Consider the following 23662-nt stretch of genomic DNA (forward strand, 5'->3'; position numbering starts at 1 on the left):
GGAATTTCCGATTTGGGAAAAGGAAAAAATTACGGTAAAAAACTTGAAATATCGAGCTTTTGCTCATCCAATAGAATACCCCAATTTCGAAAATCAGGAAAGGCCGGATCTCTTTATTTTCCTTTTTTTCGAAGTCGATCCGGACGGATTTTCCGGAAAAAGGAACATATATACAACGCATGTCGCTTTATCAGAAATCGAAAATCTTTCCCCCTTTCCTTCATTCACTTTTTCTCTTATATTTCTCCCTGACTTTTTCGGTAACCGCCGAAGGCGTCGGTTCCGTTTCCGGAGACTGGAAGAATCTGGATTTAAAAAGGTTGGATTGGTACGTTCGAGAAGGTTTCGCGCCGGAATTCAAGAACGGATTCGACGAAAACGAGGGTGGGGTCAAGAAAATCGGATCTTTTCCGATCGTTCTGAATTCTTTATACGAATCTAAAGTATCCGACGGTCTCAAGGAATTCACGCTCGAAACCCGGTTCCGATTGGAAGAGGATCCGAAACAATCCTCCTTTACCGAACCGATTTCCCTTTTTTTGAATTCGATCGGAGAGAATTGGGAAATTTTTCTGAACGGTCACTTATTAAAAAGCGAGGTCCACGTTTCTTCGGAAGGAAGGATCGTCCAGCGAAGAACGGTCCGGGAACTGCGGCTTACCGTGGATTCCAGTTTGTTGAAGCAAGGTTCGAACACCCTCGTTTTCCGGCTGTTAGGCGACGCTCCGGCCGTGCCTTTGCCGGAATTGCTCGCGCCTAAAAATCCGGATTTGGGCTTTTACGTGGATGGGGAATATTCCCTTTCCACCGGATTCGATTTCACGCGGGAAGCGGGAATCCTTCTGAACTTGAGCTTAAATACGATCTACGTTTTCTTCGGCTTATATCACCTTCTGATTTTTTCGAAGCGGTCCTCGGACAAATACAACCTCTATTTCGGAATTTTCTCGATCTTTATGGCTCTTTATTCTCTGAGCCGTTCTTCCCTCAGTTTCGAGGTGATTTCCGACACCGCGATCATTACCCGTATAGAATACGGCTCGGTTGCGTTATTGGCTCCCTTGTTCCTGCTTTTTCTCCATGATTATTTTTACGGCAGGGCTTTTCCCAATCCCTGGATTCTTGCTATGAGCGTTTGGGGTTTTACGATATTCCTTTTTTCCTTATTCGCACCGTTTTCGTACTTAATGACCAGTCTTAGACTTTGGCAACTATCGATCATTCCGTCCTTGGGGTATCTGCTTTATTTTATCGGCAAAGCGGTTTATCTGAGAAAGAAAGACGCATCCTTAATGGCGATCAGTCTTTTCGTCATCGTGTTCATTGCGGTGTACGACGTTTTGGATTCGGTGTTTTTCCGGTTAGGTATCCGGTTCACGCAATTCGCATATCTGCTTTTCGTTATATCTCTTACCGCGATACTCGCGAACCGGTTCATAGAGCTGTACAAACAATCAGAAGATTTGAATATAGAGTTGAGTCACCAGAAGTTGGAACTGGCGAGACAAAAGAACGCCTTTTTCCGCTTCGTGCCGATGCAATTCCTGAGCGTGTTAGGAAAGGATTCCGCCGTAGACGTTAACCTCGGGGATTCGGTCCTCCGGGAAATGAGCGTTTTATTCACCGACATCCGGTCGTTTACGACCATCTCCGAAAAGATGACCCCCGAGGAGAATTTCCGCTTCATCAACGGTTACTTGGCCCGGATGGAACCTCTTGTGCAGAAATACGACGGGTTCGTGGACAAGTTCATGGGTGACGCAATTCTCGCTCTTTTTTCCGCGGAACAGCAGACCCAAACTCCGGACCGATGGGTGGGAAAATCCGCAGCGGACCGAGCAGTGTACGCGGCCATCGCCATGAGACGAAGGGTTCGGGACTTGGAAGAAGAAGTGAAGGAAGGGCATCTCAGGGGTGTTCGGATCGGAATCGGAATCAATACGGGAAACCTGATGTTAGGCACGGTGGGTTCCTCCGATCGCCTGGATACCACCGTGATAGGGGATACGGTAAACGTGGCTTCCCGTTTGGAAAGTCTTACCAGTCTCTATAAATCCGATATTCTGATCACCCAGCAGACTCTCTCCAGTTTGACGATCGCCGACGATATCTCCATCCGCGAAGTGGATTCGGTCGTGGTCAAAGGAAAGAGCCAACCGATCATCATCTACGAAGTGTTCGAAGCTGACGACCCCCATATTCGAAAATTGAAAGAGGCAACCTTGCCTATGGTATCCCGCGGAATCATATTGTATAAGGTCGGAAATTTCAAGGAAGCGCTTTTGAATTTCGAGCAGGCGTTGAAAGTGTTCCCGGACGATATCGTTGCGATTCTGTACAGAAAACGATGCCAAGAATATATCGAAACTCCTCCGTTAGGAAACTGGGTGGGAGTTCAGCATCTCCTGGAAAAATAGGCGTTTTTGACTTTCCGGAGGAAAGGCGATAAACGAATCTATCCCGGATGATTTCTTACAGCGTATACAAACTCGTACATATTCTCGGAATCCTATTTTTGTTCCTGGCCTTCGGAGGAATCGCTTTACATGCGATCAACGGAGGCACGAAGGAAGGTGCGCCTCGGAAGCTGATTGCTATGACTCACGGGATCGGCCTCTTCCTGATCCTTTTAGGAGGATTCGGAATGTTGGCCAGATTGGGGATCATTTGGCCCTGGCCGGGTTGGGTCATGGCTAAGTTCGGATTTTGGCTGTTGTTCGGGGGCTTGCTTACCGTATTTTATAAAAAACCCTCCGCCGCCAAAAGTCTGTGGTTCTTACTTCCGATTTTAGGCGTTCTGGCGGCTACGATCGCCGTTTACAAGCCCTTCTAAAAGAGAAGGCGAATTCGGTTTCGGAATCCGGCCATGCTCTCTAAACTAGATTCCGAACAACAGCCGATCTCCGAAGGAACTAAGGCCGGCTATGCCTCTGCGGAGATCGGTATTTCGGCCGTAGAGACGCTGGCCCAGATTTATCTTTTGGAATTTTATGTGGTCGCGGTCGGGCTGAAGCCGGCTTTGTTCGGTCTCGCCATGATGTTCGCGATTCTTTGGGACGCAATCAGCGACCCTTTGATGGGAATTCTCTCCGATCGTACGGGATCCAGATGGGGAAAGAGAAGGCCCTATATTCTTGCGGGAGGATTTCTACTCGGTTTCTCCCTGTACTTTCTCTTTTCTCCTCCGAATCTGGAGACGCAAACCTCCAAGTTTCTGTATCTTTTGGCGACCTATTCTTTGGTGAATACCTTCATGACCGTCCTCGCCGTTCCCCATATCGCTCTCGGCGGAGAATTGTCCTTCGATCGTGAATTTCGGAACCGTATTTTCGGATGGAGGTTGTTCTTTGCGAATCTAGGACTTTTGTCGGGGTTATTGTTGCCGGCCTTTTTTGCCGACGGAGGAGACTTGCTCCGATCTAGAAGTCTCGCCGCCCGATCGATAGGCGGTCTTCTGTTAGTCACTTCCTTGTTGTCATATCTCGTGACCCGGGGCAGAGATCTCCCTTACGAAAAAAAGGGGTCTGCCGGGAGATTGCAACGGACTGGAATTTTCCGATCCTTGGCCTCCGTTCTTAAAAACCGGTATTTTCGTCCGCTGTTGGTCGCCTTTTTGATCGCGTCCCTGGCAAGGACCGTGAATTCTTCCATCGGTTTATTATATTATAAACAACGATTGTTGTTGGAAGGATCGCAGGTGGTCGTCCGTATCCTTCTCCCTTTCGTTTTTTTTCTGGTTCTTTCCATTCCTCTTTGGCTTTTCTTGGCGGGCAAGTACGGAAAAAAAGCCCCCGCTTTTTGGGGGAGCCTGCTTTTAGGGATCATGACGGTAATCGTCTATCCTATTTTTCCTCCCGGCTCCTACGAAGCGCCTTTGCTCGCCGCCTTTTTCGGAGGAATTTGTGCGGGGTCCATTCTGTTATTCGATTCTTTGGTCGCCGATGTAGTGGATTACGACGAATTGGTGACCGGGCTCAAAAAGGAAGGGGCCTATTTCGGTTTTTGGAAAATGGCGACAAAATTGGTACGAGCCTTCGGATTGGCCTCTCTCGGTTTCGTTTTACAATCGATCGGATACCGGGAAGGTTCTTCCGACCAGGTTCCCGATCTCGGTTGGAACTTGGCACTTCTGTTCGGTCCTTTTGTAGGAGCGCTTTTTATCGCGGGGGCTTTGGTTTTCTCTAAAATGCCCTTAACGGACTCGGCTCACAAGCGTATCCAATCGTTGCTTCTCCGAAGGAGAAGATCGCGGAGCGATATATACGCAAAAAATACGTTAAATTCGAATATTCTAAATCGTTAAGATTTTGTTCCGGAAATCAGATCGAGAGAGCGAAATGGGCAAAATCGTCCTATCGGACAAGTCGCTCCGCTCGAGTCGGAATTTCATTTTCTATATTTCTTCCGGATTTCCTTTAAAGCGTCTTGGATATGTTTTTGGCGGACCTGGGGCCGTAGGTTTTTACGGATGGGCAGGTAACTCTCGGTCGTGGCGAGACTTTTGTGACCCAGGAAATCCCGGATGTCCTCTAAAGTTTCCCCTTCTGCCAATAGATGGACGGCGCGGCTATGCCTGAGGGTAAAAAGGGTGACCACCGCTTTGATTCCGGCTTCCTTTGCAAGGTCTCCGATCAAACGTTCCACGTTTCGGGAAGTCAGCGGTTTTCCTTGGAATTTTCCCGGAAAGAGATGCGTCCCTTTTTCCGCTCCCACTTCCTTTTCGAAGCGTTTTAGGATTTTCAGAAGATCGGCGTCTAAAAGTACCGTTCTCTTTTGCGTCGGAACAGGAGAATCCACGAATAAGGTTTTCTTAGACAGATCGAATTGTCCCCATTTGAGTCGTACGATTTCCCCCACCCGCAAACCGGCGTAATATGCCAAACCTACGAGCAGATTGGATCTGGGAGAGTCGGCGGATTTCTCCAATAGGGCGGTGATTTCGCGTATCGTAAGGACTTTCGGAGCCTTGTATTCTCTCGCAGGCCTTTCGAAGTCGTTGAAAACGTCCATATTCAGGACTTCTTCGAAGAACATTTTCAGAGAACTGATATTGATTTGAATCGTAGAGGAGGATACTTTCCTCTTTTTTAAATGTTCTATGTATTTTTCGACGTCTTTCGTAACCACTTTTTCCGCGGGTTTGTCCGCAAAGAGTAGGAAGTCCAGATTGTATCTTAAGTAAGTGTATTCCGTCGCTTTCTTATAGTTTCTCTGTCGTATCACTTTGATCAGTTTCTCGAATGAAGCTTTGTTCTTCTTCGGGATTTCCGTATCTAACATATGCAACCTCTAGCTGTTTCTTTATCATCGCATTTGTGTTTGTGTTAAAAAAAGACCCCGTTCCAAGCTCGAAAAAAAAGAACTTGGACAAGGTCGTTTAACGAAGATTTCGAGAAATTCAAAATCCCGTAAAGTGATTTCTTATTTCAGAAACTTCAGTACGTAAGCAAAGATTAAAGTTAAGGCAAATCGCTTTAGTTAGATCAAAGCCAGCCGGCTCTGCGTAATATTTCTTCGCAGACCTCTTCTATTTTGCGTTCCTCTAAGGCAATTTGAAAATCAGAATGCGCTCTGTAATTGGGTAATCGCGATTCCAAGACTGTTTTATAAGAAAGAATTGAACTAAGAGGAGGCCTAGTGGGGTCGTTCTGGATTTTTTCCACCAAAACCGATGTAGGGCGGGAGAGGGATACCACGGTATAATTTTCTCGCAAAACTCGGACTTTGCGATCGCTTAGAATTTCCTTTCCGGTGGAATCCAGATCGAAAAGGATCCCTCCTCCGCAGTCTAGAATCAGCCCGCGGGAACCGGACAATTTAGTTAATATAGCATATTCTAAATTCCGAAAAGGCCCCCAATTGCCTCCGTGGCTCTGGATAAAGTCTGGAATAGAGATTCCACCCGTCTCGTAAACGGCAATCATGTCTGTGGAGACCATGGGTCTTCCCGTAATCTTGGCTAGCTTTCGGGAAATTTTGGATTTGCCGACCCCTCTAGGGCCGATCAACGCGATATTCTTCAAACAGCGATTAGCTCCGCAAGATGCCTCGCGATCTCGGGAAGAAGCGTATAGTACATCTGCAGGTCGCTATCCGTCACTCCCACGATCTTGAGTGCTTGGGGGGAGAGTGGCGTGCGTAAGCCTCCGATGTCAATTCCCATTCCGCTCAAAATCACCACGCAATGGGCGATGTGAATTACGGAGACGAGTTCGGGAAAATTCGAGGCTTGGTCGGGATCGGTGTAGAAGTGGGCCGCTTCCACGAATTCTTCCGGAAAATTCCATTTCGCTAAAAGCCGAGCCCCGGCTTCTTCGTGAGTGTATCCGAAATACTTTTTTTCCAGATCCTTATAGGGTCCTTGGTAGTTCTGTAATTCCGCTCTGAATTGTATCAGCACGTTCGGAAAAAACTCCGCTAGAACGACCTTCCCGATATTGTGTAGGAGTCCGGCGGTAAACGCTATGTCCTTGTCGAACTTCAGTTTCTTTTGGACGGTGATCCGCATCGCCAATTCCGCTACCGTCAGAGAATGCATCCAGTTGGATTCCCCATCGACCTGATAGCCTTTTAGGTCTTTTTTAAGGAGTCCTTTGGCTTCCGTTAAAAGAATGATTTCCCGTACCGTTTTGATTCCGAGGGCCATCAAGGATTCCTGTACAGTCTTTACCGGTTTTGTCGGTCTGTAATAGGCGGAGTTGGATAGTTTGATCACTGCCGCGGTTAAGCCCGGATCTTTGGAGATTTCCTTGGCAAGATCGGCGATGATCACATCCGGTTTACTTACCATCTCCATGACTCTACTCACTACGGAGGAGATTTTAGGGAGCTGGGCCTCGTTTTCGAAGAGTTGATCTATCTTTTCCTTCATTTCCGCCTACCTGACCTTGTAGAGGTACTTTTCGAATCCGCCTTTTTTTAGCAGGATTCTTCCGTCTTCTAAATACAAACTGATGGTCCTTCCCTCGTGTCCCGCCACGTCCTCCACCAACAGATTGATGTTTTCCTTCGCTAAGAATTCCTTTGCTACGGATACGTTCAGTTCTCCTATGTTTTGGAGAAAGCTCGAGCTCATCCCTTTGAACATGGAGGCTCCTCCGAAGAGGCGAGCGTGGTATTCTCCCTTGGAACACCCCAGTTCCTCCATCTTTTTGATCAGTTCGGGAAGGGCAGTGTCCGCATATTTGAGAGGGTTCTTAACCACGTCTTTTCCCGTCGGATCCTTGGATAACATAATATGGGCCATAGCACCGACTTTCTTGTCCGGAGCATAGAGTACGACCCCGATGCAGGATCCCAGAGTGGTCCGGATTACGGACGGGGATTGCCCCCCCTGAAGATCGGCGATTCCTACGTTGATGATTTTTATGTCCTTATTGAGCATAGGTGAAGGTTTTATTTCTTAAATCGAGAGCTTGTGAAAACGGCGCTTAGTCTTGCTCCCGGGAGGATTCCTTTCAAATCATTTTTTTGAAAAGAAATCTGATTCTTCTCATCGTTTCAAGAGACGTAGAAAAGAGGAAAAAACACGCCTGAAATCCGTAATTTGGGACAAAAATAGAGTTTCATCTCTTTGCGATCGGATGAAACTATCCGGAAATAGAAATGGAATCCATAGTAACCGTGCAAAATGCCTCATCACCCGAACCGATACGAACTCTAGAACTGAACGGGTCGTCGATCACGATCCTCGGTACGGCCCATATTAGCCAGAAGAGTATAGAGGAAGTTTCGCGTATCATCACCGAAAAGAAACCGGATGTGGTCTGCGTGGAACTCTGTTCCTCTAGGATGAGGTCGGTAAAGGATCCGGATCATTGGAAGAAGCTGGATATATTCAAGGTCTTTAAGGAAAGAAAGATGTGGCTTCTTCTTTCGAGTCTGATCTTATCCTCCTTCCAGAAAAAAATGGGGAACGGGAGTATCCGTCCCGGCGACGAAATGAGAAAGGCGATCGAGGAAGGGGAACGTACGGGGGCCAAGATTTTTCCCGTCGATCGGGAGATTTCCACGACCTTAAAAAGGGCTTGGTGGAAGGTCGGCTTCTGGAATCGGATGCTTCTCTTCTCCGCGCTGGTGACCTCCTTATTCGTGAAAGAGGAGATTTCTCCGGAAAAAATCGAGGAAATGAAATCGGACGACGTGTTAAAGGACCTTTTTTCCCAACTTCCTTCGCATTACGAATCCGTAAAGAATGTGATCATCGACGAACGGGATGCCTACCTTGCACAAAAGATTCGCGACGCGTCGAAGCACGGCAAACGGATTTTTGCGGTCGTAGGAGCGGGGCATTTAGAGGGGATCATGAAAAACATCGGACAGGACCGTTCTTTGGAGCACCTGGACGTTCTTCCCGAAAAAGGCACTTGGGACAAGATTCGTCCCTTTTTGTTCCCCGCGATCATCCTGAGTCTGGTCGCCACTTTGGTCCTCTTCGGCGGCAGGCAGGCCGGGCAGGACTTTTTGATAAGATGGGTGCTTGTGAAAGGTACTTTGGCGGCGATCGGAGCGTTGATCGCCTTAGCGCATCCGATCTCCATACTTCTCGCATTCATCGCCGCTCCGGTCGGAAATTTTAACCCTGTCATCAAGCCCGGATGGATCGCGGCCTTGTCCGAATCGTGGTTGAGAAAGCCTTTGGTGGAAGATTTCGAAAAGATCGGAGAGGACTCCGAAAGATTCGGAGGATATTGGCAAAACAACGTGATTCGAATCTTCCTGGTCTTCATGCTTCCGCAGATCGGGAGCAGTATCGGAACCTTTATCGTGACCGCGGAATTGTTCCGTAAACTGTCGGAGATTTTTACCAGGTTCTTCGGCCAAATCTTAGGCGGTTAGGCGAAAATAAGCGGAGAATTCGATGCGAAGCCTTCGGAAAATTTTTCATCGTTTCGGTTCTTTTATCGCGTTTTCGTTATATCTTTTCCTTTGTACAGGATTAGGTTCCGAACCGGCAGTCAAGGAATTGGACGTAAGCGAAGGACTAAGTAGGGTTTCGCTTTTGCCGTACTTAAGCATCCTAAAGGATCCTTCCGCAAAAAAGAGTTTCCGGGAGGTTCGCGCCGCCTCCAAAGAGGGCGGTTTTCATCCGATCGAACGAAATAGTATAGGGTACACTACGGACGCGATTTGGGTCCGATTGGTCGTCACCAATCCGAAAGCGGTTTCACGGGATTGGATTTTGGAAATCGATTATCCTTTGCTGGATTACGTGGATCTGTACTTCGGAAGAGAGGGCGACGAACCGGTCAATTCCACCGGAGATATGCGAAGATTCGATTCCCGGGAAATCGAGCATAGGAATTTCGCGTATTCTTTTTCGGAAACACCCACGAGTCGCCGAGAAATCTTTTTCAAAATTTCCTCCAATAGCTCGGTTTTGTTGCCCTTTCTCGCTTTTTCTCCCGAAAAGTTCGCAGAGCACGCGTTTGGCGAACAATTGGCTTTGGGAATGTATTACGGTTCCATGTTGATCATGGTGGTTTACAACCTCTTCCTGTTCGTTTCCATTCGGGACAGGAGTTACCTATATTACGTAATCTACATTTTAAGTTATATATTATTCCAATTCACCTTAAACGGGCTCTCGTTCCAATACCTCTGGAGAGACTCCGTCGTATGGGGAAATTTCAGTCTTCCTTTGTTGATCTTTTTCGGTCTCTTGAGCGCTTCCGTTTTCGGCCGTTCCTTCCTGGACGCCGCCCGTCATACTCCGAAGACGGCTAAGGTTTATTATCTGCTCTTCGGGCTTCAGATTTTCGGCATGATCTCCTCTCTGGCGTTTCTGAATTACCGCGCTTCCATCATGGCTAGTCTGGTGCTCATGTTTCTGACCTGGGGATTTCTGATCTTTAACGGAGTGCAATGTATTCTTGCAGGTAGGAGAGAAGCCCGGTTTTTTCTATTGGCTTGGTCCGTGTTGATCTTCTTCAGTTTCATCTTCGGGATCAGATCCTTCGGCTTTTTGCCGGATAATTTCGTCACTTTGTACGGAATTCAGATCGGTTCGGTGATGGAGGTAGGACTCTTATCTCTAGGATTGGCGGATCGGATCAAAAGACTTTCCGAGGAATTGGGTGCACGCGTAGAGGAATTGGATAGGACCAGGACGGAAGCCGAGGCTTCGGAGGCCAAGTATCGAAGTCTCTTCGAAGCGGAAGAGGATTTCCTTTTTTCGATAGATCAGAACTGGACGATCCTGGCCGCGAATCGGTCCGTCGGGAAGCATCTGGGTTTTAAGTCGCAGGAAGTAGTCGACAAGAATTTTATGGAGCTCGTATACAAATCCGGCGGAATCCAGGACGCCTACAAAAAGCTCTTCGTTCTGGAAAAACTGGAGGAGTTGTCTTCGGAAGGAAAGCCCGTTCGTTTTCTCGCAGAGTTCCTTCAGAAGTATCTAGGGGAGCCGAAAGAGCTGCAGGTTCAGTTTCAGGTTTTAGAATACGAAGGCCAAAAGGAAATATTAGGAAGAGCTTACGAACCCGACCAGGACCTGATGGCGAGATTCGTGGACGAGGAAAAATTGGTCTTCGTCGCGAACAATTATCTGCAAAATGCGGAACTTCTCAGTCAGAGACTTACGGCAAACCTATTCCGTTTTATCGATCCTACTGCGATCATTTCCATGCGGAACTGCTTTCGGGAAATGATCATCAACGCGATCGAGCATGGGAATTTAAACATTAGTTTCGACGAAAAGACCAGGGCGATGGAAGAAGGAAATTATTTCCGTTTCGTCCAGGAACGACAAAAGGATCCTTACTATAAGGGAAAGAAAGTGAAAGTGGAATACTCCCTTTCCTCCGGACGAATAGGCGTAAGAATTACGGACGAAGGGAAGGGTTTCAACCACGCCAGAGTCATGAAAAACGGAATGGAAAGACTGAATTCGGAAGGTCTAATGCACGGCCGAGGAATCGTTCTCACGTTGTCCACTTTCGATTTGGTCAAATTCAACAGTAAAGGAAACCAGGTGACTCTGGTTAAATATTTCTAGGAGGGTACGGAATGCGTTTCGGAAGAATTTACTTATGGATAGTGTTCGGACTCGTCGCTTCGGGCTGCGCCTCCCTAGGAACAAGAGGGAAAGCGTCGGACCCTCCTTCCGCGGTCAAAATCGTCGCTTCCGATCTCAAAAGTCAATTCAAAGCTTCCATAGCCGCGCAGTCCGGAAAACTTCCGGGAAGATTAGGAATGATGAATATAATCAACGGAGACGGATCCAAATCCAGACTTGGCGCGATTTTGGCCGATCGCTTGACGAAGGAATTGTTCGAGCCCGGAGTCTTTCTCCTATTGGAAAGGGATCGTTTGAATCGGGTGATCGGGGAACAGACCTTCCAGGAAAGCGGACTCGTGCTCTCCGATCAGACCGCCTCCATAGGAAGATTGGCCGGGGCTGAATACCTTCTCTTGGGTCAGATCGTTTTCGAAGATCAGGATTTTCTTTTAAGTTTGCGTATCGTATCCTTATCAGGGGTCATATTTGCCGCAGCGGAAGTCAGATTCGATTCCGACGACGATACCTATTCCCAATTCAGGAGTTCGATCTAACGCTTCGAACTCGTTCGGCCTTTCTTTTTGGCGGTCGGGTTTTTCTTTCCTTTTTTACCGGGAGCCTTTTTCCGGGGCTTCGACGTCGGAACACCCTTCGGATTCGGGCTTTCTGCCGAATCGGGAGCAGGGGGATAATTCTTTAGGAGATAATCCCGGATCGTACGCAGGTTCTCTTCCACCCTTACAAGATTGAAATTACCGACCACATCGAACCAGAGATCCCGCCCTTGTCCGAATTCCGAGGATTCTTTGGGACGAAAGAACATTTCCTTCCAAGGTGCAAGAGGTTGGAACCTGTCCATGAACAGAAACGTATTGAAATGGCTTTCCAAAAGGCGGGACTTCCATCGTAAATCCTTGGGGCCGAAATAGTGAAAGAGATTCGTACCTTGAAACGGGGTTCCTAACGTGATCAAAGTGCCGATTTTCCTTCTCGAAGTGTCCGGAGATAATAAGCTTAAGAGTCCGCCGGTATTGTGAGCGATGACAAGGTATTTGGTCGGCAGACTCCTTAACTGGGAATCCAAAAGATTCACCGCTCGATTCGTATCGCGAAAGAAAGGGGGAATTTTCAGGATTCTCGCGTTGTAACCGGCATCCTTCAAAACTCTCGTAAGTTTTTTGTAATATATAGGCCCGGAAAGAAATCCCGGAACGATCAAAATGTCGACTTTTTCGTTTCCGTCCGCTTCCTGTTCGGGGATCATACAGGTCGCGACCGAAAAGATCAGGGAAAAAATCTCCACGATGAAGTAATAGGATTCACGTACGAGTGCAAAGGTTTTTTTCATACGAAAGGCTTGAAGTATCCGGGGTTTGTTGCAGTATGCCGGTAGACTCTACGATGTGCGGAAAACGAACAAAGTCGCTGTTAATCTTTCTCTTTGCGGTCTTGCCTGTCTACTCGAATATCCCTAGATACGCCGAGATGGATAAGATTCTGGTTTCGACCTGGAACTCCACTTTCCCCGTTCCGTTTACCCGAATCGTAAAGCGGGATTTAAGCGGCAAAGGCGTTTTGGAATACAGAAAGTCTTCCAAAAAGACGGTATACATCTATACCTATCTCGTCTTTCTTCCCAAGTACGAAGAGGAAGGCGAAAAGCCCGTCAGAAGAGAGGAGGGAAGAGAGGTGAAGGTAAAACTTTACTACGATCCTTCCGCGAAGGAAAAATACGAGATTATACTCGGGGAATTCGACGAAGCGTATGATGCGAAAGGAAGGTTACGATGGATTCGATGAAGGCTGAATCGGAACGCTTGGTTCGCGAAAAAATGACCGGTGAGAAACTTTCGGACGAGTTCATCGCGGACTTTTTAACGAAAGTGGACGAGGTCCGAAACGGTGAAACCGGAATGGTCGACTGGAGCGAGGTCGGAGATTTGGATCCTGAGGCGGATGAAATCTCTTTGGAAAAAATCGAATCCCAGGCCCGGGTCGACAATTCGGCGCTGAATCGATTGGTGGTGATTAAACTAAACGGCGGCTTAGGGACGAGTATGGGATTGTCCGGTCCCAAATCCCTAATAGAAATCAAGGAAGGGATGTCTTTTCTCGAGATCATCGCGCGACAAATCGGAACCATACGAAAAGAATACGGTATAGAGGTTCCGCTTCTCTTTATGGATAGTTTCAGCACGCTCGAACAGAGTCAGCGGGAGTTGAAGCGCATCCGTTTTTCCCAATCTTTTCCCAGCACTTTCCTGCAACATAAGGTTCCTCGGCTTTTAAAAGATTCCTTGCAGCCGCTTTCCGTGACTGGAGATAAAAACGAGGAATGGTGTCCGCCCGGACACGGAGATATTTGGTTTACGCTTCAGGAAACCGGAATCCTGGATTCCTTGTTAGAGAAGGGGTACAAGATCGCCTTCGTTTCCAACGGAGATAATTTAGGAGCGACGGTACATCCGAGCATAGTCCAATTTATGCTGGAGGAAAACCTGGATTTCTGCATGGAGATGACTCCTAAGACTCTCGCGGATAAAAAGGGAGGAGCCATTTTTAGGCGGATCGTCGGGGGAGAAAAACGGAACTGCCAGTTACTGGAGACCGCACAAGTCCCGGCGGAGCACATGCAGGAGTTCGAGGGCTTGGGTAAATTCCGTAGCTTCTCCACGAATAACCTTTGGATTCGTTTAGATGCGTTGAAGGAAAGATTGCATTCGGGGAATTTCCGTTTGTCTCTTATCGTAAATCCTAAGAAAGTGGAGGGGAAGGAAGTCCTTCAGTTGGAAACCGCTATGGGTTCCGCGATCCAGAATTTTCCCAAAGCTAGAGGAATCATAGTCCCGAGGGATCGCTTCGCCCCGGTAAAAAAATGCGAGGATTATCTCGTTCGGAGATCGGATGCGTATTCTCTAAACTCCGATTTTTCCATTACAATGTCTCCGGAACGAAAAAAAGCGGGCCTTGGAGAAGTTGTGGTGCAAATGGATGAAATATATTATAAGAGGATAAACGACTTCAACGAGAGAATGCTGAGCTTGCCTTCATTGGTGCACTGCACCTCTCTCAAAGTGGAAGGGGATGTGCTTTTCGATGTTCCTTTAGAGATAGAAGGTGACGTAACTATTTCAAATTCGGGAAAGGGACAAAGAAGAGTTTCGGAATTCGGTAAAAATCGAATCTCGAATGAAGTAATGCGTTTCCGCTTTACATAAAACAACAGTCGTTTAAAATCCTGTCTACGGGCGATAGGGTAAACCGTCCGCTCCTATGGCGATAAAAGTCGAAGGCGAAATGACAAATTCCCAGAACTTCAGGCTAAGGTCTTTCGATTTTGGGGACTTAGAACAGTTTAAAACCGTTTTCATCAATGAGAATCGGGGGAAGCCGATTTTCCTGTTACGGTTTCAGAATATCTCCACCATTTCCCTGGTGGAATTCATACAGTTGATTCCTCAGAAAATCGCGGAAATGGATCCTTCTCACCAGGAATCCCTGAGATATTATACATACGGAGACAAAAAAAATTTATTGATCGGCGTCGCTCCCGTGGAGCAGTCGAGTTTCGAAAATCAAACCAATTTCGACGCCGCCATCGGTAGATTTCACGACGGTGCGGTCCGGAACGGAAGTTTGAATTTCGATTTCGGAATCGGACGGACCCAGTGTAATTTCATTTCCTACGTGGAGGAAATCTTCCGGGAATTGGATTCCTCTTCCCTCAAGAATCTCAAGGACAATCTGGTACGTTGGAGCTGGACGTATCTAAACCGCGTGAACGATTATTTTGCGAGCGATCGGGCGGACGCCGTAATCCAACCGATCATCCATTATAATCACAGAGATCATACCTTCTCCATGAAAGGCGGCGAGGTGTTCGTGGGCGGCGTGGCTTATGCGGGCTATGCCGACCTGATCCGGGACATTCCCCATGATCAGGATCTGAACCGGATCGAACTGCTTATCCTGGAAAAGCTCATCATGTCCTGTAACGGCTCCCCCGGTCTTCTGAAATTCAATATCTCCCCTCAGACGTTGATCGACACGTTCGATACCGACGAGAAAGTAACCCGCTTTCATGAATTGCTTTTGAAGCAGAACCTGAATCCCCAGAACATACGGATGGAATTGATCGAAAAACCGTACGAAGAAGGGGAGGCTACCTTGAAGTCCGTTTGTAGACGGTTTTGGAATTTCGGGATCAGCTTTGCCGCAGACGATTTCGGGGTAAAGAGCCAAAGCCACCAAGTTGTGCTGGATTTGGGGGAAATGATCAAGGAATTCAAACTCGACCCGATCAGTTTCAAGTTCAAGGCGGATCAGGATCTTACGAAATTCCTGGATAACTTGGCGTTCATCGATTATTGCCGTCGATTATCGGACAACCGGGAGGCGATCATAACTGCAGAAGCCTTGGAAGACCTGGACTCCCTGAACTTCCTGATCACTCACCAAGTGTATTATTTCCAGGCGAATTTGTTCTGCCGAAAGATATGGATTCAGGAATACAAGGATCGTTTTAAGGAAATGCAAAAGCTTCCCGAAGCGGCCGTTACGAAAATTTTAGGTTCCGCAGAGTTGACCCAACGATTAAAGGAAACCGGCAATATATTCTCTCTAGCCAAAGAAGTTTCTTTGGCTTGAGATCGGCTCGGAAAGCCCCCAAGATTTTTTCACCGACCTTTCGCAAATTGTCCGAAAACGCCGCGGACAAAGGATCCGCAAGCGCTTCGAACATTACCGTGACTTCTTCTTTATTCCTTCAGGAAGCTTAAGGTGGATTTTTGGTTCAGGATTCCGTTGTCCTTTAGGGTTACGGAAAGAGCGTCCCCCGTTTTTTCGATCTCGATCCTGAACTTACCTTCCTTGTCGATGATCGGGCTATTTTCCACGTATCTTCCTTCGAAGATCTTCTGTTTATTGAATTTGACCACGTAATTCACGTTGTCCTGACTTTCGATCTCCAAAAGCACCTGGTTCACGCCTTTCGATCCGTCCCAGGACATGGCGGTCCAGGGTCCTTTAAATTTCTCTAATGTAGAATCTCCGCCGAAAGCCCTATTCGCCGGAGCGGGTTTCGCACTGGATAGGACTCCGGATACGGGAGCGGAGTATTCGCTTTCTCCTCCCAAATCGGTTTTTGCCGTAACGGAATAGAGAAAGAAGGTTTCCTTTTCGGGAAGATCGGAAGCGAACGTCGGCGTTTTGCCGCTGGAAGCCAGGAAGTTCCAGGAGGAGGATCCCCGCTTTTTGCGGTAAACGTAATATTCCGAAGCTCCTTTAACCGATTCCCACTTCAAAGACATTCTACCGGTTTTCTGGTCCAGGCTACCTTTGAGATTCGTGGGAGAAGGTAGTCTTTCCCCCCTATGTTTGTTCGGGTCTATGTATCCGTAAGCGTAATCCGAAAAAGGACCCGCGACTCCGTTCCGATTCACCGCGGCAACGGCATAGTACGCGTACTGCGCAGGAAGTTTTTCATCGATGAAACTTTCCTTCGGCTCTTCCGCGAGTTTTGCCCAGGAACCGCCGCCGAACATACCGCCGGTATTATAGCGGTAAATCAGGTATCTGGAGGCGCCGTCGACTTTCTGCCATCTCAATTCCACTTTGCTGTTGTACAATCCCTTTGTTGCCATCAAACCCAGAGGTTTCGGCGGTTTGGAATTCGCCCTTGCAGTGGTTCCGGCCGCCGCGTCGGAAGGATCTCCGACCTTACCTCCACTCACTCCGGAAACCACGTAAAATTCCGTGATTCCGTTTTTGGCCGCTCCGAGATCGGCATAGGAGTTCGTCTTACTTTTTCCGGCAGACACGTATTTCTTTTGAATTGCGTTCCATTTGTAGATATTGTATTCCGTCACATCATCGATAGCTTCCCAGGTCAGGTCTATTTTGTTGGAATATTGGCCTTGGCTTGCCTTGAGTCCTACGACTTTCGTGGGAGCCTTCTGCTCTTGCGATTTGGCATAACCGATCGCCTCTCCATCCGAAGGATCGGAGGAATCCGAATCCGTTAACGTAACCACTTTATAGGAGTAAGCCACGTCTTTTTGAATTCCGTCGTCGGTAAAGCCGTTGGATTGGGAAAGACCGATCTTGGAAAAGGAAGAATCTCCCGGTCCTTTCCGATAAATCTCGTAACCTACGGCGTTCGGAACACTCTCCCAAGTGATTTGGACCTTGTCAGCAAACGAACCTTGCGAAGCTGCAATCTCTTTAGGCGGAACAGGTTTGGTCTTTTCGGGGTTTACCGGTTGATTGGTATCGGTATGAGTCGGTGTAGGTTCGGTGACCTGGTCTTGCACCACTTGGTCCACGAGTACGAAGGCCGATTGGCAGACTTTAGAGAACCATTTGTAATCTATATAACCGTATCCCTGGTCTCCCCACTGCGTGCTCCAGGAGTTGATGAACTTGAAGGCGTTTCTGGAATCGTCGTATCCTACGATCGCTATCGCGTGTCCTCCGTAGGTCTTTCCTACTCCGTCCTTGTATATCTCTTGGCCTTTGAGATTCATAAAGTTTTCGTAAACTATGATTCCCGCCACTACGGGTCTACCTTCGTTCAATTGGTTTTTGACCTCGTTCGGATCCGACTGTCGCACTCTCATGAAATCTTTGGCCTTGTGTTTGAGCGCGACGTCTATAGCCGACTGGTTGGGTTTGGTCATATAATCATTGGGGTTATACGGCATTGCGTCCCAGGTCGCGACGCCGTTTTCGACCACCAATTTCATCGCGTCGGAAATCAGCGAACCGTTGTCCCTGCCGCCGTTGATCTGGTTATAGATGAATGCCGGCGAGAAAATGGAGGAGTAGTTGGGGGATCCGTCGGCGTTTCGAAGGGTCCAGTTGGCAGATCCCTTTCTTCCCGCGTATTCCAGATAGGATTTCGTGGCATAAGCGGTGGACCATGCTACGCAGGAACTTTGCTGTCCCTGGTCCCCTACGGGAGGCATAGAATCGGAAAGGTCGACGCTGGACGCCAAACCTCTATGAGAGATACGGTTCGGGTTCGCTTCCTTCAGGGAGGATAGGAGCTCGAACGGCTCCTGCTTCATTCCTAAAGACTGGATTCTCGTTTGTTGTCCCGATATACCGCTCGTCGAGAGCAGCAGGATCGAGATTAGATAGGATATGTATTTAAATCTTCGCATTCGTCACTCCTTGTTACGGTTGGCTTTTGATTTCGGATCGTATTTTTTCTTCCAATTCCTTGGAATATTCGCGAAAGGCGTAAGGGTGAGGCTCGTAAAGAGCGACCACTTCCGTTTCCTTTCCCTTGCTATCCTTTACCTTTTTCTTAATTAAGAAAAGAATATAATCTCCCTCCTGGGGAGAGGCCTTTAGCCATTTCCCGAAATATTCCGGAAAAATCATAAAGGCCAGATCGAATTTGGAAGGTAAGTCCGATCCGCCTTTGATGGGTTTCAGGACTTCCACGCTAGCGGTCACCGAAACGGATTGAGCGGAGATTTTACTTTCTTTTACGTTGGACAATCTCGCTAAGACGATAAAATCCGAATGGTTGACCTGGGACTCCAAACCGGGTGGAGGGGTCAGCGCATATACGGGGACTATCAGAAAAACGAAGGCGGTTGCCAGGAAAACGGTCAGACGGATCATTCTCGTCGCTCCCAAAAGATGTTTTGGACGGGCTTATTACCTTACCTCCGAAGACGGATCCTTTTCAACCGATTTTCCTAGAGGAATCGTTTCGGAAAGGCTCCGATCGGGAAAAAAGATATTAACGAATTTTCTTGCAAAAACGGCGCGGTTGCAAAAAGAGAGGAATCCGACGACCCCGGAGGTCAATCGTCCAATTTGAAATTCACGGGAATACGGTGGTTCATTTTGATGGGTCTGCCTTTCACGTAGCCTGGACTCCATCGCGCGGCCTTTACGACCCGAATTGCCGCCTCTTCGAAGCCGTATCCTTTGATTCCCGCCTTCAGAACTTTTGCGTCGATCAGATTTCCCTGTTCGTCCACTCGGACTTCCAGGATCGTATCCGCGTAGGAGATTCCCTGGGATTTCGCTTTTTCGGGAAAGTAATCCCGCAAATCGAAATCTATGATGGGAGTAGGAGGTTTGTCTCCCATGTAAGCGTATAGAAATCCGTCTTTGTCAGTTCCGTCTCCGCTGAGTTTGTTTGGATCCACTTCGCTGTCTTCCGGATCTTTCCCGTCCTTATCGGATCCTTCCACCCATTCCTGTTTTTCCACCGGAGCGGGAGAATTTTCTCCTCCGATCAGTTCCGGGGGAATGTCCTGGATGTCCACTTCGACGTCCTGAAATTCCAATCGATCGGAATCGATCTCTCCGGGCTTCCAATGAGTAACCACGTAGTAGGTTCCGAAAAACAGAAAATGCGCTAAAATCGAACCGTACAAACAACGGTCCCAAAGGTTCGTGTTTTCGTACCAATCGAGGAACGAGTCTCGGAGAATGAGTAATTTTGCGTTCATCAATCGGCGTCCGGATTACCTTTTTACGGAAAGAGCGATCCTGGTTACTCCGGCTTTCCGGATGACTCCCATCGTCTCGGCGATCTTGCCGTAGGAAATGGAGGAATCCGCAGAGAGGGTCAATCTCATATTCGGACGGATTTTTACGTCTCTCGCCAATTGGAATCCCAATTTTTCGGCGGTCGTTTCCGATCCTTCGAGAACGATTTTTCCGTCTTTGGTAAGTGCGACCTGCACGGATTGAGCTACGTTCGGATCCGCAGCCTGAACTTTCGGAAGATTAATGTTGATGGATTCTTTTTTCAGGAAGTTCGCAGTGACCATAAAGATCACGAGTAATACCAAAATCACATCCACCATGGGAGTGATGTTGATATTCCCTATTTCTTCCCCGTCTCCGGAAGAGGTTTGCCCCGCCATATCCTTTCCTCCTTATTTACGAGTCCTTACTTTCGGGAAAGGTTCGCCAAAAATTCCTTCGCTAGAATGTCCAAGTTGGACTGAATGATTTTTAATTTACGAGTGAAATAGTTGTTCGCCATCACCACAGGTATGGCCACCGCCAATCCGGCCGCAGTCGCCAATAATGCAGTGGAGATGCTTCTCATCACCACTTCCGCACCCGTATTCCCCAAGGTTCCGAGACGATAGAATGCGTTGATGACTCCGAATACGGTTCCTAAGAGACCGATAAAAGGCGCGTTATTCCCTAAGGTATTCAGGATGGAGAGTCTGGTTTCGAAGGAGACTCTTTCTCCGATCGCTTGTCCTTCCATCAGTTCCGCCAAGCTTTCTTTTCCGTTCTTGGAATGTTCTGCGGCAAAATGCGAGAAACGAGCGTACACGTTTTCCGGATGACTTTCCGTAAATTTTGCGGTTTCGGATACGTCTCCGTTACGAACCGTACGAACGATTTCCGGTAAAAGAGTTTTGGAATCCTTCGTATTTTTGAAGAAGATAATGGCACGCTCGACCGTCACCGCGACGGCGACGATGCTTGCAATAATCATAATAATGAATATCGCCGATTCTCCGATTTCTACGAGTATTTCAAAGTTCATTCTACCTTTCCTTCCTAATTTCTGTTTTTTCGCAGGATAGGATCGTCGTCATTCCGTTTTTGTTCCCTGTTTTTCAGAGACCGGAGGAGATACTCGCGCAATTGCGTATGCAAGATAGGGAATCCGATCCCGAACCGGAAATCAGATCCGAACTTTGTCCCGTGCATCTGTCCGTAGAGCGCAGCTCGGACCAATACGATTCGTTGCAAGAAAACACGCATTCCTGAGCTTTCGGGTTTAATTTCATAAAAGATTCCGAAGAGAGCAAGGAAGAGCAATATCCGGAATACGTGCTTGTTTTGTTTCCTGAAAGGATTTCAGAAAGTCCGGATTCGTCGATTTGGGAAAGGTCTGCCGTTTGTTTCAGACACGCTTCTTCCGCACGGTAGGAACGGACACATTCCGAGTTAGGATCCGGGGAATTTTGCAGCAAGGATTGAAGAATCAATCCGGGATCCGCGTTTCGTTTGGAAGACTTGTCATTTGTGTTCGTACAGAAAGAGAACAGGAATCCTAGCAGGATCACAAAAGAATAAGAGCGAAAGTGAAGGTAAGAGATCGTCGGATTCCTCAAAACTTCACCTCCAAGCCCACGTTAAAGAACGGAAAGACGACTCCGCCGGGCAATTTCAATGTTCCGAAGGTCGGACTAGGAGTGGGGTTCGTACCGGAAAAAGGCCTGGTAGTATTGAAACTTTCTCCGTTTACGTTGTCCCGGAGATACACGTTGATGATTTCCAGGAAAGTATTCATATATCCCCATTCATAATTAAAGAATCGGTCAATCCGAATGTCAAGTCGATGGTACGGCTTCAATCTTTGCGAATTTACGTAATTTCCTAGGAAAGGATTATTCGCGTATTGGGGACTCCAATAGGTCTGTCCCGTCGCTGGATTGCTGAAACGACCCCCGTCATCACCTACAATCGGGGTATAGGGTGTGTTCGTCAAGTAGGACCATCTCGCTCCAAATTGCCATTCTTGGCTCCAGCGCCAGCCGTAAATCACATTGATTACGTTGGTACGATCGTAGTCGAATAGGGTTTGCTTGGAGTTGTGGTAAAATTGGGCTAAATACGTTTGGGTTGCCGTGAGCGTAGGATCTCCGGGATTCGGGGTAAAAATATTATTGTTCCGGAAGGTTTGGGACCACGTATAGGTGATCCACCCGAACCAATTTCTGGTTCCGGGACGGGAGTTTTTGCGAAGTACCAGTTCGAACCCGCGGGACCAACCGGTGCCGTTGTTGGAATAGTTGACGTTCTTATTCAGAATGTAGGGTTGAAAGACCCTGCTATAAGGGTCCGGATTGATTCCTATGGCTTCTGTCGCATACGGGTCGCTTACGATGAGATGGGAGAACTCCTGCTTAAAGATTTCCCCTTTGATTTGGTAATCGCCTTCCAGAAGTTGCTCTATCCCGCCTCCGTATTTAAACGCTTTTTGAAAATTCAGATTGGGGTTTCCGCTATCCTTATTGAATCGGGTGTCCAAGGGAAAATTATAAAAATCCCCGCCTCCGACAAAGAGAGTCGTTCCTTTACCGATCCCTTCGAATTTGTAGGAGGCTTGTCCTCTCGGACCGAGAGCGCTATGATGTACGTAAGGAATATAATCGTAACGAGCTCCCGGTTCGAATTGGAATCCACCGTAGCGTAGCTTTGTGGTGACGTAGGAGTTGTAATACGTTCCTTTCGCATACACGTTATTTGGTACCGTTTTAAACGCGGGGTTTTGCGTGTCGTAAGGGTTCGGGCTTTGGTTGTTCGGGTTCGTCACCACGATCGCCGAACCTACGGTGGAGTAATCCAAGGCTCTAAATTCGGAACCGAACTCTATGCTTAGGTGTCGGTTCGGGTCGAAGAAGGCGTCCTGGCGAATTCCGTTGTAAGCTCCGCTAGCTCGGTTCTTTCCTTGTATTGTACCCAGAGAGATATTGTTGTCCGCGAAAGGATCGTAACTGATCAATGTGATTCGATTCGAAAAGGACTGGACCGGTTTCCAAGTATATCTCAATGCTTGGGTCCGGAATCCCTGTCCGATAGAAACGTTCGCTCCCGCGATCGCGGCAAACGGATCCTTGGTGGGATCGTTATTCGCTCTCGGAGGCGCGTTCAACGCGAAGTCGTCTTTGGACGTGAAAGAGTGAAAGGATATCTGGTGTTCGTTGCTGAAATTATGGACGAACTTGACCTGGGAATCCACGAAATGAGGAAGACGCAAGCCGTCAGGCAATCCCACGCCTAAACGACTCCCTAAATCTCCGAAGGTCTTGTCGAGATATCCCACGCGGGCCGCCGCGATGATATATCCCTTTCCTCCGAAAGTGGGGGCCATGATGTTCGCGCTTGTGGCCCAAGCTGAGATGATCAGGTTTTTTTGCGAATTGTCGACCTTATCCACGGTATCGATGTGGATCACCCCTCCGAGTGCGTTGTTAAAATTGGCCGGATACACTCCCGTATACACGTCTATGGATTTGATCAGGTTCGCATTTACGACAGCGCTCAATCCGTCCAAGTGGAAAGGATACAAGATAGGAAGATCATCCACAAGGTACAGGTTGGTGTTCGGGTCCGCTCCCCGGATCACGTAATTGTTCGCACCGCCTCCGAAGGAAGCCACCGGAACGACGCCTGGGATGGTTTCGAGAGAGCGGAGAGGTTCTCCGAATGTACCGGGCATCCGCTTGATCTCGTCGTACTTGATGGTCGTTCGTGAAAGAATGGGTTTTTCCCGCTCCGCCGTCACCTGTATGGAACCCTTGGAAGTGACACCTCCGCTTTTCGTGCCTCCGATTCCGATTCCCCCGGACGCCGCCGAGTCCGCGTCGGTAAACAGGGTGACTAACTGCCCGGACGCGTCCACGTTTCCTCGGATCTCTTGCATGCCTTCCAGACGAAGGACGCGAAACGTATAGGTTCCCGCCTTGGGAACGATCGCGTCGAAGTATCCTTCCGCATCGGTTTTGTAGAATTTTTTCGTTTCGAAAAGAAGGACGTTCGCTTTCGATTCTCCTTGGCCCTTTTGCCTGGAAAATAAACGTCCCTTGAACGCGACTTCGGCAAAAATATCCGCGGGTGCGAGCGCCAGCAGGAGAAGGATTTTGAGACCGAGCCGTTTCATGA

Annotated in this window: 21 protein-coding genes; 9 read left to right on the forward strand and 12 right to left on the reverse strand. The window is 48.1% G+C overall.

Going from position 1 to position 23662, the window contains the following annotated elements; all coding sequences use genetic code 11:
• Window positions 1-179 precede the first annotated feature (179 nt).
• Genes EHO61_RS05490 through EHO61_RS05500 form a run of 3 tightly spaced genes read left to right on the forward strand, consistent with a single transcriptional unit; the run spans window position 180 to window position 4303 of the window.
• A complete protein-coding gene (locus EHO61_RS05490; RefSeq protein WP_135812640.1) occupies window positions 180-2417 on the forward strand; it encodes an adenylate/guanylate cyclase domain-containing protein in 2238 nt (745 codons plus the stop codon).
• Window positions 2418-2464: 47 nt separating this feature from the next.
• The gene (locus tag EHO61_RS05495) at window positions 2465-2833 is read left to right on the forward strand and encodes a hypothetical protein (protein ID WP_135812641.1); all 369 of its coding nucleotides are present in this window, start codon (window positions 2465-2467) and stop codon (window positions 2831-2833) included.
• Between the two features lie 33 nt (window positions 2834-2866).
• Window positions 2867-4303: an MFS transporter gene (locus tag EHO61_RS05500; protein ID WP_135812642.1), complete on the forward strand. Its 1437-nt coding sequence runs from the start codon at window positions 2867-2869 to the stop codon at window positions 4301-4303.
• Between the two features lie 83 nt (window positions 4304-4386).
• Here EHO61_RS05500 and EHO61_RS05505 read toward each other — a convergent pair whose 3' ends face one another.
• The 4 genes from EHO61_RS05505 to EHO61_RS05520 all read right to left on the reverse strand — a co-directional run bounded on the left by EHO61_RS05505 (window position 4387) and on the right by EHO61_RS05520 (window position 7384).
• The gene (locus EHO61_RS05505) at window positions 4387-5280 is read right to left on the reverse strand and encodes a tyrosine-type recombinase/integrase (protein ID WP_135812643.1); all 894 of its coding nucleotides are present in this window, start codon (window positions 5278-5280) and stop codon (window positions 4387-4389) included.
• A 203-nt stretch (window positions 5281-5483) separates the two neighbouring features.
• Entirely contained in the window at window positions 5484-6023 is a 540-nt protein-coding gene (locus EHO61_RS05510) for a shikimate kinase (protein ID WP_135812644.1), read from the reverse strand.
• Window positions 6020-6871: an HDOD domain-containing protein gene (locus EHO61_RS05515; RefSeq protein ID WP_135812645.1), complete on the reverse strand. Its 852-nt coding sequence runs from the start codon at window positions 6869-6871 to the stop codon at window positions 6020-6022. Before EHO61_RS05515 ends, EHO61_RS05510 begins: the two co-directional genes overlap by 4 nt.
• Before the next feature lie 6 nt (window positions 6872-6877).
• Entirely contained in the window at window positions 6878-7384 is a 507-nt protein-coding gene (locus tag EHO61_RS05520) for a chemotaxis protein CheD (RefSeq protein ID WP_135812646.1), read from the reverse strand.
• Between the two features lie 221 nt (window positions 7385-7605).
• Here EHO61_RS05520 and EHO61_RS05525 point away from each other — a divergent pair, with 221 nt between their 5' ends.
• From EHO61_RS05525 to EHO61_RS05535, 3 genes are read left to right on the forward strand one after another with little or no spacing between them, the layout of a single operon-like run.
• Window positions 7606-8838, forward strand: a complete 1233-nt coding sequence (locus EHO61_RS05525; protein WP_135812647.1) for a TraB/GumN family protein — start codon at window positions 7606-7608, stop codon at window positions 8836-8838.
• A 22-nt stretch (window positions 8839-8860) separates the two neighbouring features.
• Window positions 8861-10996 (forward strand): 7TM diverse intracellular signaling domain-containing protein, encoded by a 2136-nt coding sequence (locus EHO61_RS05530; RefSeq protein ID WP_135812648.1) that lies wholly within the window; start codon window positions 8861-8863, stop codon window positions 10994-10996.
• An 11-nt stretch (window positions 10997-11007) separates the two neighbouring features.
• Window positions 11008-11553, forward strand: coding sequence for a CsgG/HfaB family protein (locus tag EHO61_RS05535; protein ID WP_135812649.1), 546 nt, complete (start codon window positions 11008-11010; stop codon window positions 11551-11553).
• Here EHO61_RS05535 and EHO61_RS05540 read toward each other — a convergent pair.
• The gene (locus EHO61_RS05540) at window positions 11550-12347 is read right to left on the reverse strand and encodes an esterase/lipase family protein (RefSeq protein ID WP_135812650.1); all 798 of its coding nucleotides are present in this window, start codon (window positions 12345-12347) and stop codon (window positions 11550-11552) included. The genes EHO61_RS05535 and EHO61_RS05540 overlap by 4 nt on opposite strands.
• Before the next feature lie 53 nt (window positions 12348-12400).
• On the opposite strand from EHO61_RS05540, the gene EHO61_RS05545 reads away from it, so the two are divergent.
• Genes EHO61_RS05545 through EHO61_RS05555 form a run of 3 tightly spaced genes read left to right on the forward strand, consistent with a single transcriptional unit; the run spans window position 12401 to window position 15646 of the window.
• Window positions 12401-12799: a hypothetical protein gene (locus tag EHO61_RS05545; RefSeq protein ID WP_135812651.1), complete on the forward strand. Its 399-nt coding sequence runs from the start codon at window positions 12401-12403 to the stop codon at window positions 12797-12799.
• Window positions 12787-14217, forward strand: coding sequence for a UTP--glucose-1-phosphate uridylyltransferase (locus tag EHO61_RS05550; protein ID WP_135812652.1), 1431 nt, complete (start codon window positions 12787-12789; stop codon window positions 14215-14217). The genes EHO61_RS05545 and EHO61_RS05550 overlap by 13 nt, the downstream gene beginning before the upstream one ends.
• Window positions 14218-14272: 55 nt before the next feature.
• Window positions 14273-15646 carry an EAL domain-containing protein gene (locus EHO61_RS05555; RefSeq protein ID WP_425460333.1) on the forward strand — a complete coding sequence of 458 codons (1374 nt, stop codon included), beginning with the start codon at window positions 14273-14275 and terminating at the stop codon, window positions 15644-15646.
• Between the two features lie 110 nt (window positions 15647-15756).
• Here EHO61_RS05555 and EHO61_RS05560 read toward each other — a convergent pair whose 3' ends face one another.
• The 7 genes from EHO61_RS05560 to EHO61_RS05590 all read right to left on the reverse strand — a co-directional run bounded on the left by EHO61_RS05560 (window position 15757) and on the right by EHO61_RS05590 (window position 23660).
• Window positions 15757-18162 carry a C1 family peptidase gene (locus EHO61_RS05560; RefSeq protein WP_135812653.1) on the reverse strand — a complete coding sequence of 802 codons (2406 nt, stop codon included), beginning with the start codon at window positions 18160-18162 and terminating at the stop codon, window positions 15757-15759.
• Between the two features lie 13 nt (window positions 18163-18175).
• Window positions 18176-18628 carry an LIC_20196 family exoprotein gene (locus EHO61_RS05565; protein WP_425460334.1) on the reverse strand — a complete coding sequence of 151 codons (453 nt, stop codon included), beginning with the start codon at window positions 18626-18628 and terminating at the stop codon, window positions 18176-18178.
• Between the two features lie 188 nt (window positions 18629-18816).
• On the reverse strand, window positions 18817-19473 hold the full coding sequence (locus EHO61_RS05570) for an energy transducer TonB (RefSeq protein ID WP_135812655.1): 657 nt from the start codon (window positions 19471-19473) through the stop codon (window positions 18817-18819).
• A gap of 15 nt (window positions 19474-19488) precedes the next feature.
• Entirely contained in the window at window positions 19489-19893 is a 405-nt protein-coding gene (locus EHO61_RS05575) for an ExbD/TolR family protein (RefSeq protein WP_135768582.1), read from the reverse strand.
• A 26-nt stretch (window positions 19894-19919) separates the two neighbouring features.
• On the reverse strand, window positions 19920-20534 hold the full coding sequence (locus EHO61_RS05580; RefSeq protein WP_135812656.1) for a MotA/TolQ/ExbB proton channel family protein: 615 nt from the start codon (window positions 20532-20534) through the stop codon (window positions 19920-19922).
• Between the two features lie 73 nt (window positions 20535-20607).
• Entirely contained in the window at window positions 20608-21108 is a 501-nt protein-coding gene (locus EHO61_RS05585) for a hypothetical protein (protein ID WP_246032026.1), read from the reverse strand.
• Window positions 21105-23660 (reverse strand): TonB-dependent receptor plug domain-containing protein, encoded by a 2556-nt coding sequence (locus EHO61_RS05590; RefSeq protein ID WP_135812657.1) that lies wholly within the window; start codon window positions 23658-23660, stop codon window positions 21105-21107. Before EHO61_RS05590 ends, EHO61_RS05585 begins: the two co-directional genes overlap by 4 nt.
• Window positions 23661-23662: the final 2 nt, after the last annotated feature.

Source organism: Leptospira fluminis (genome assembly GCF_004771275.1).
Lineage (GTDB): Bacteria > Spirochaetota > Leptospiria > Leptospirales > Leptospiraceae > Leptospira_B > Leptospira_B fluminis.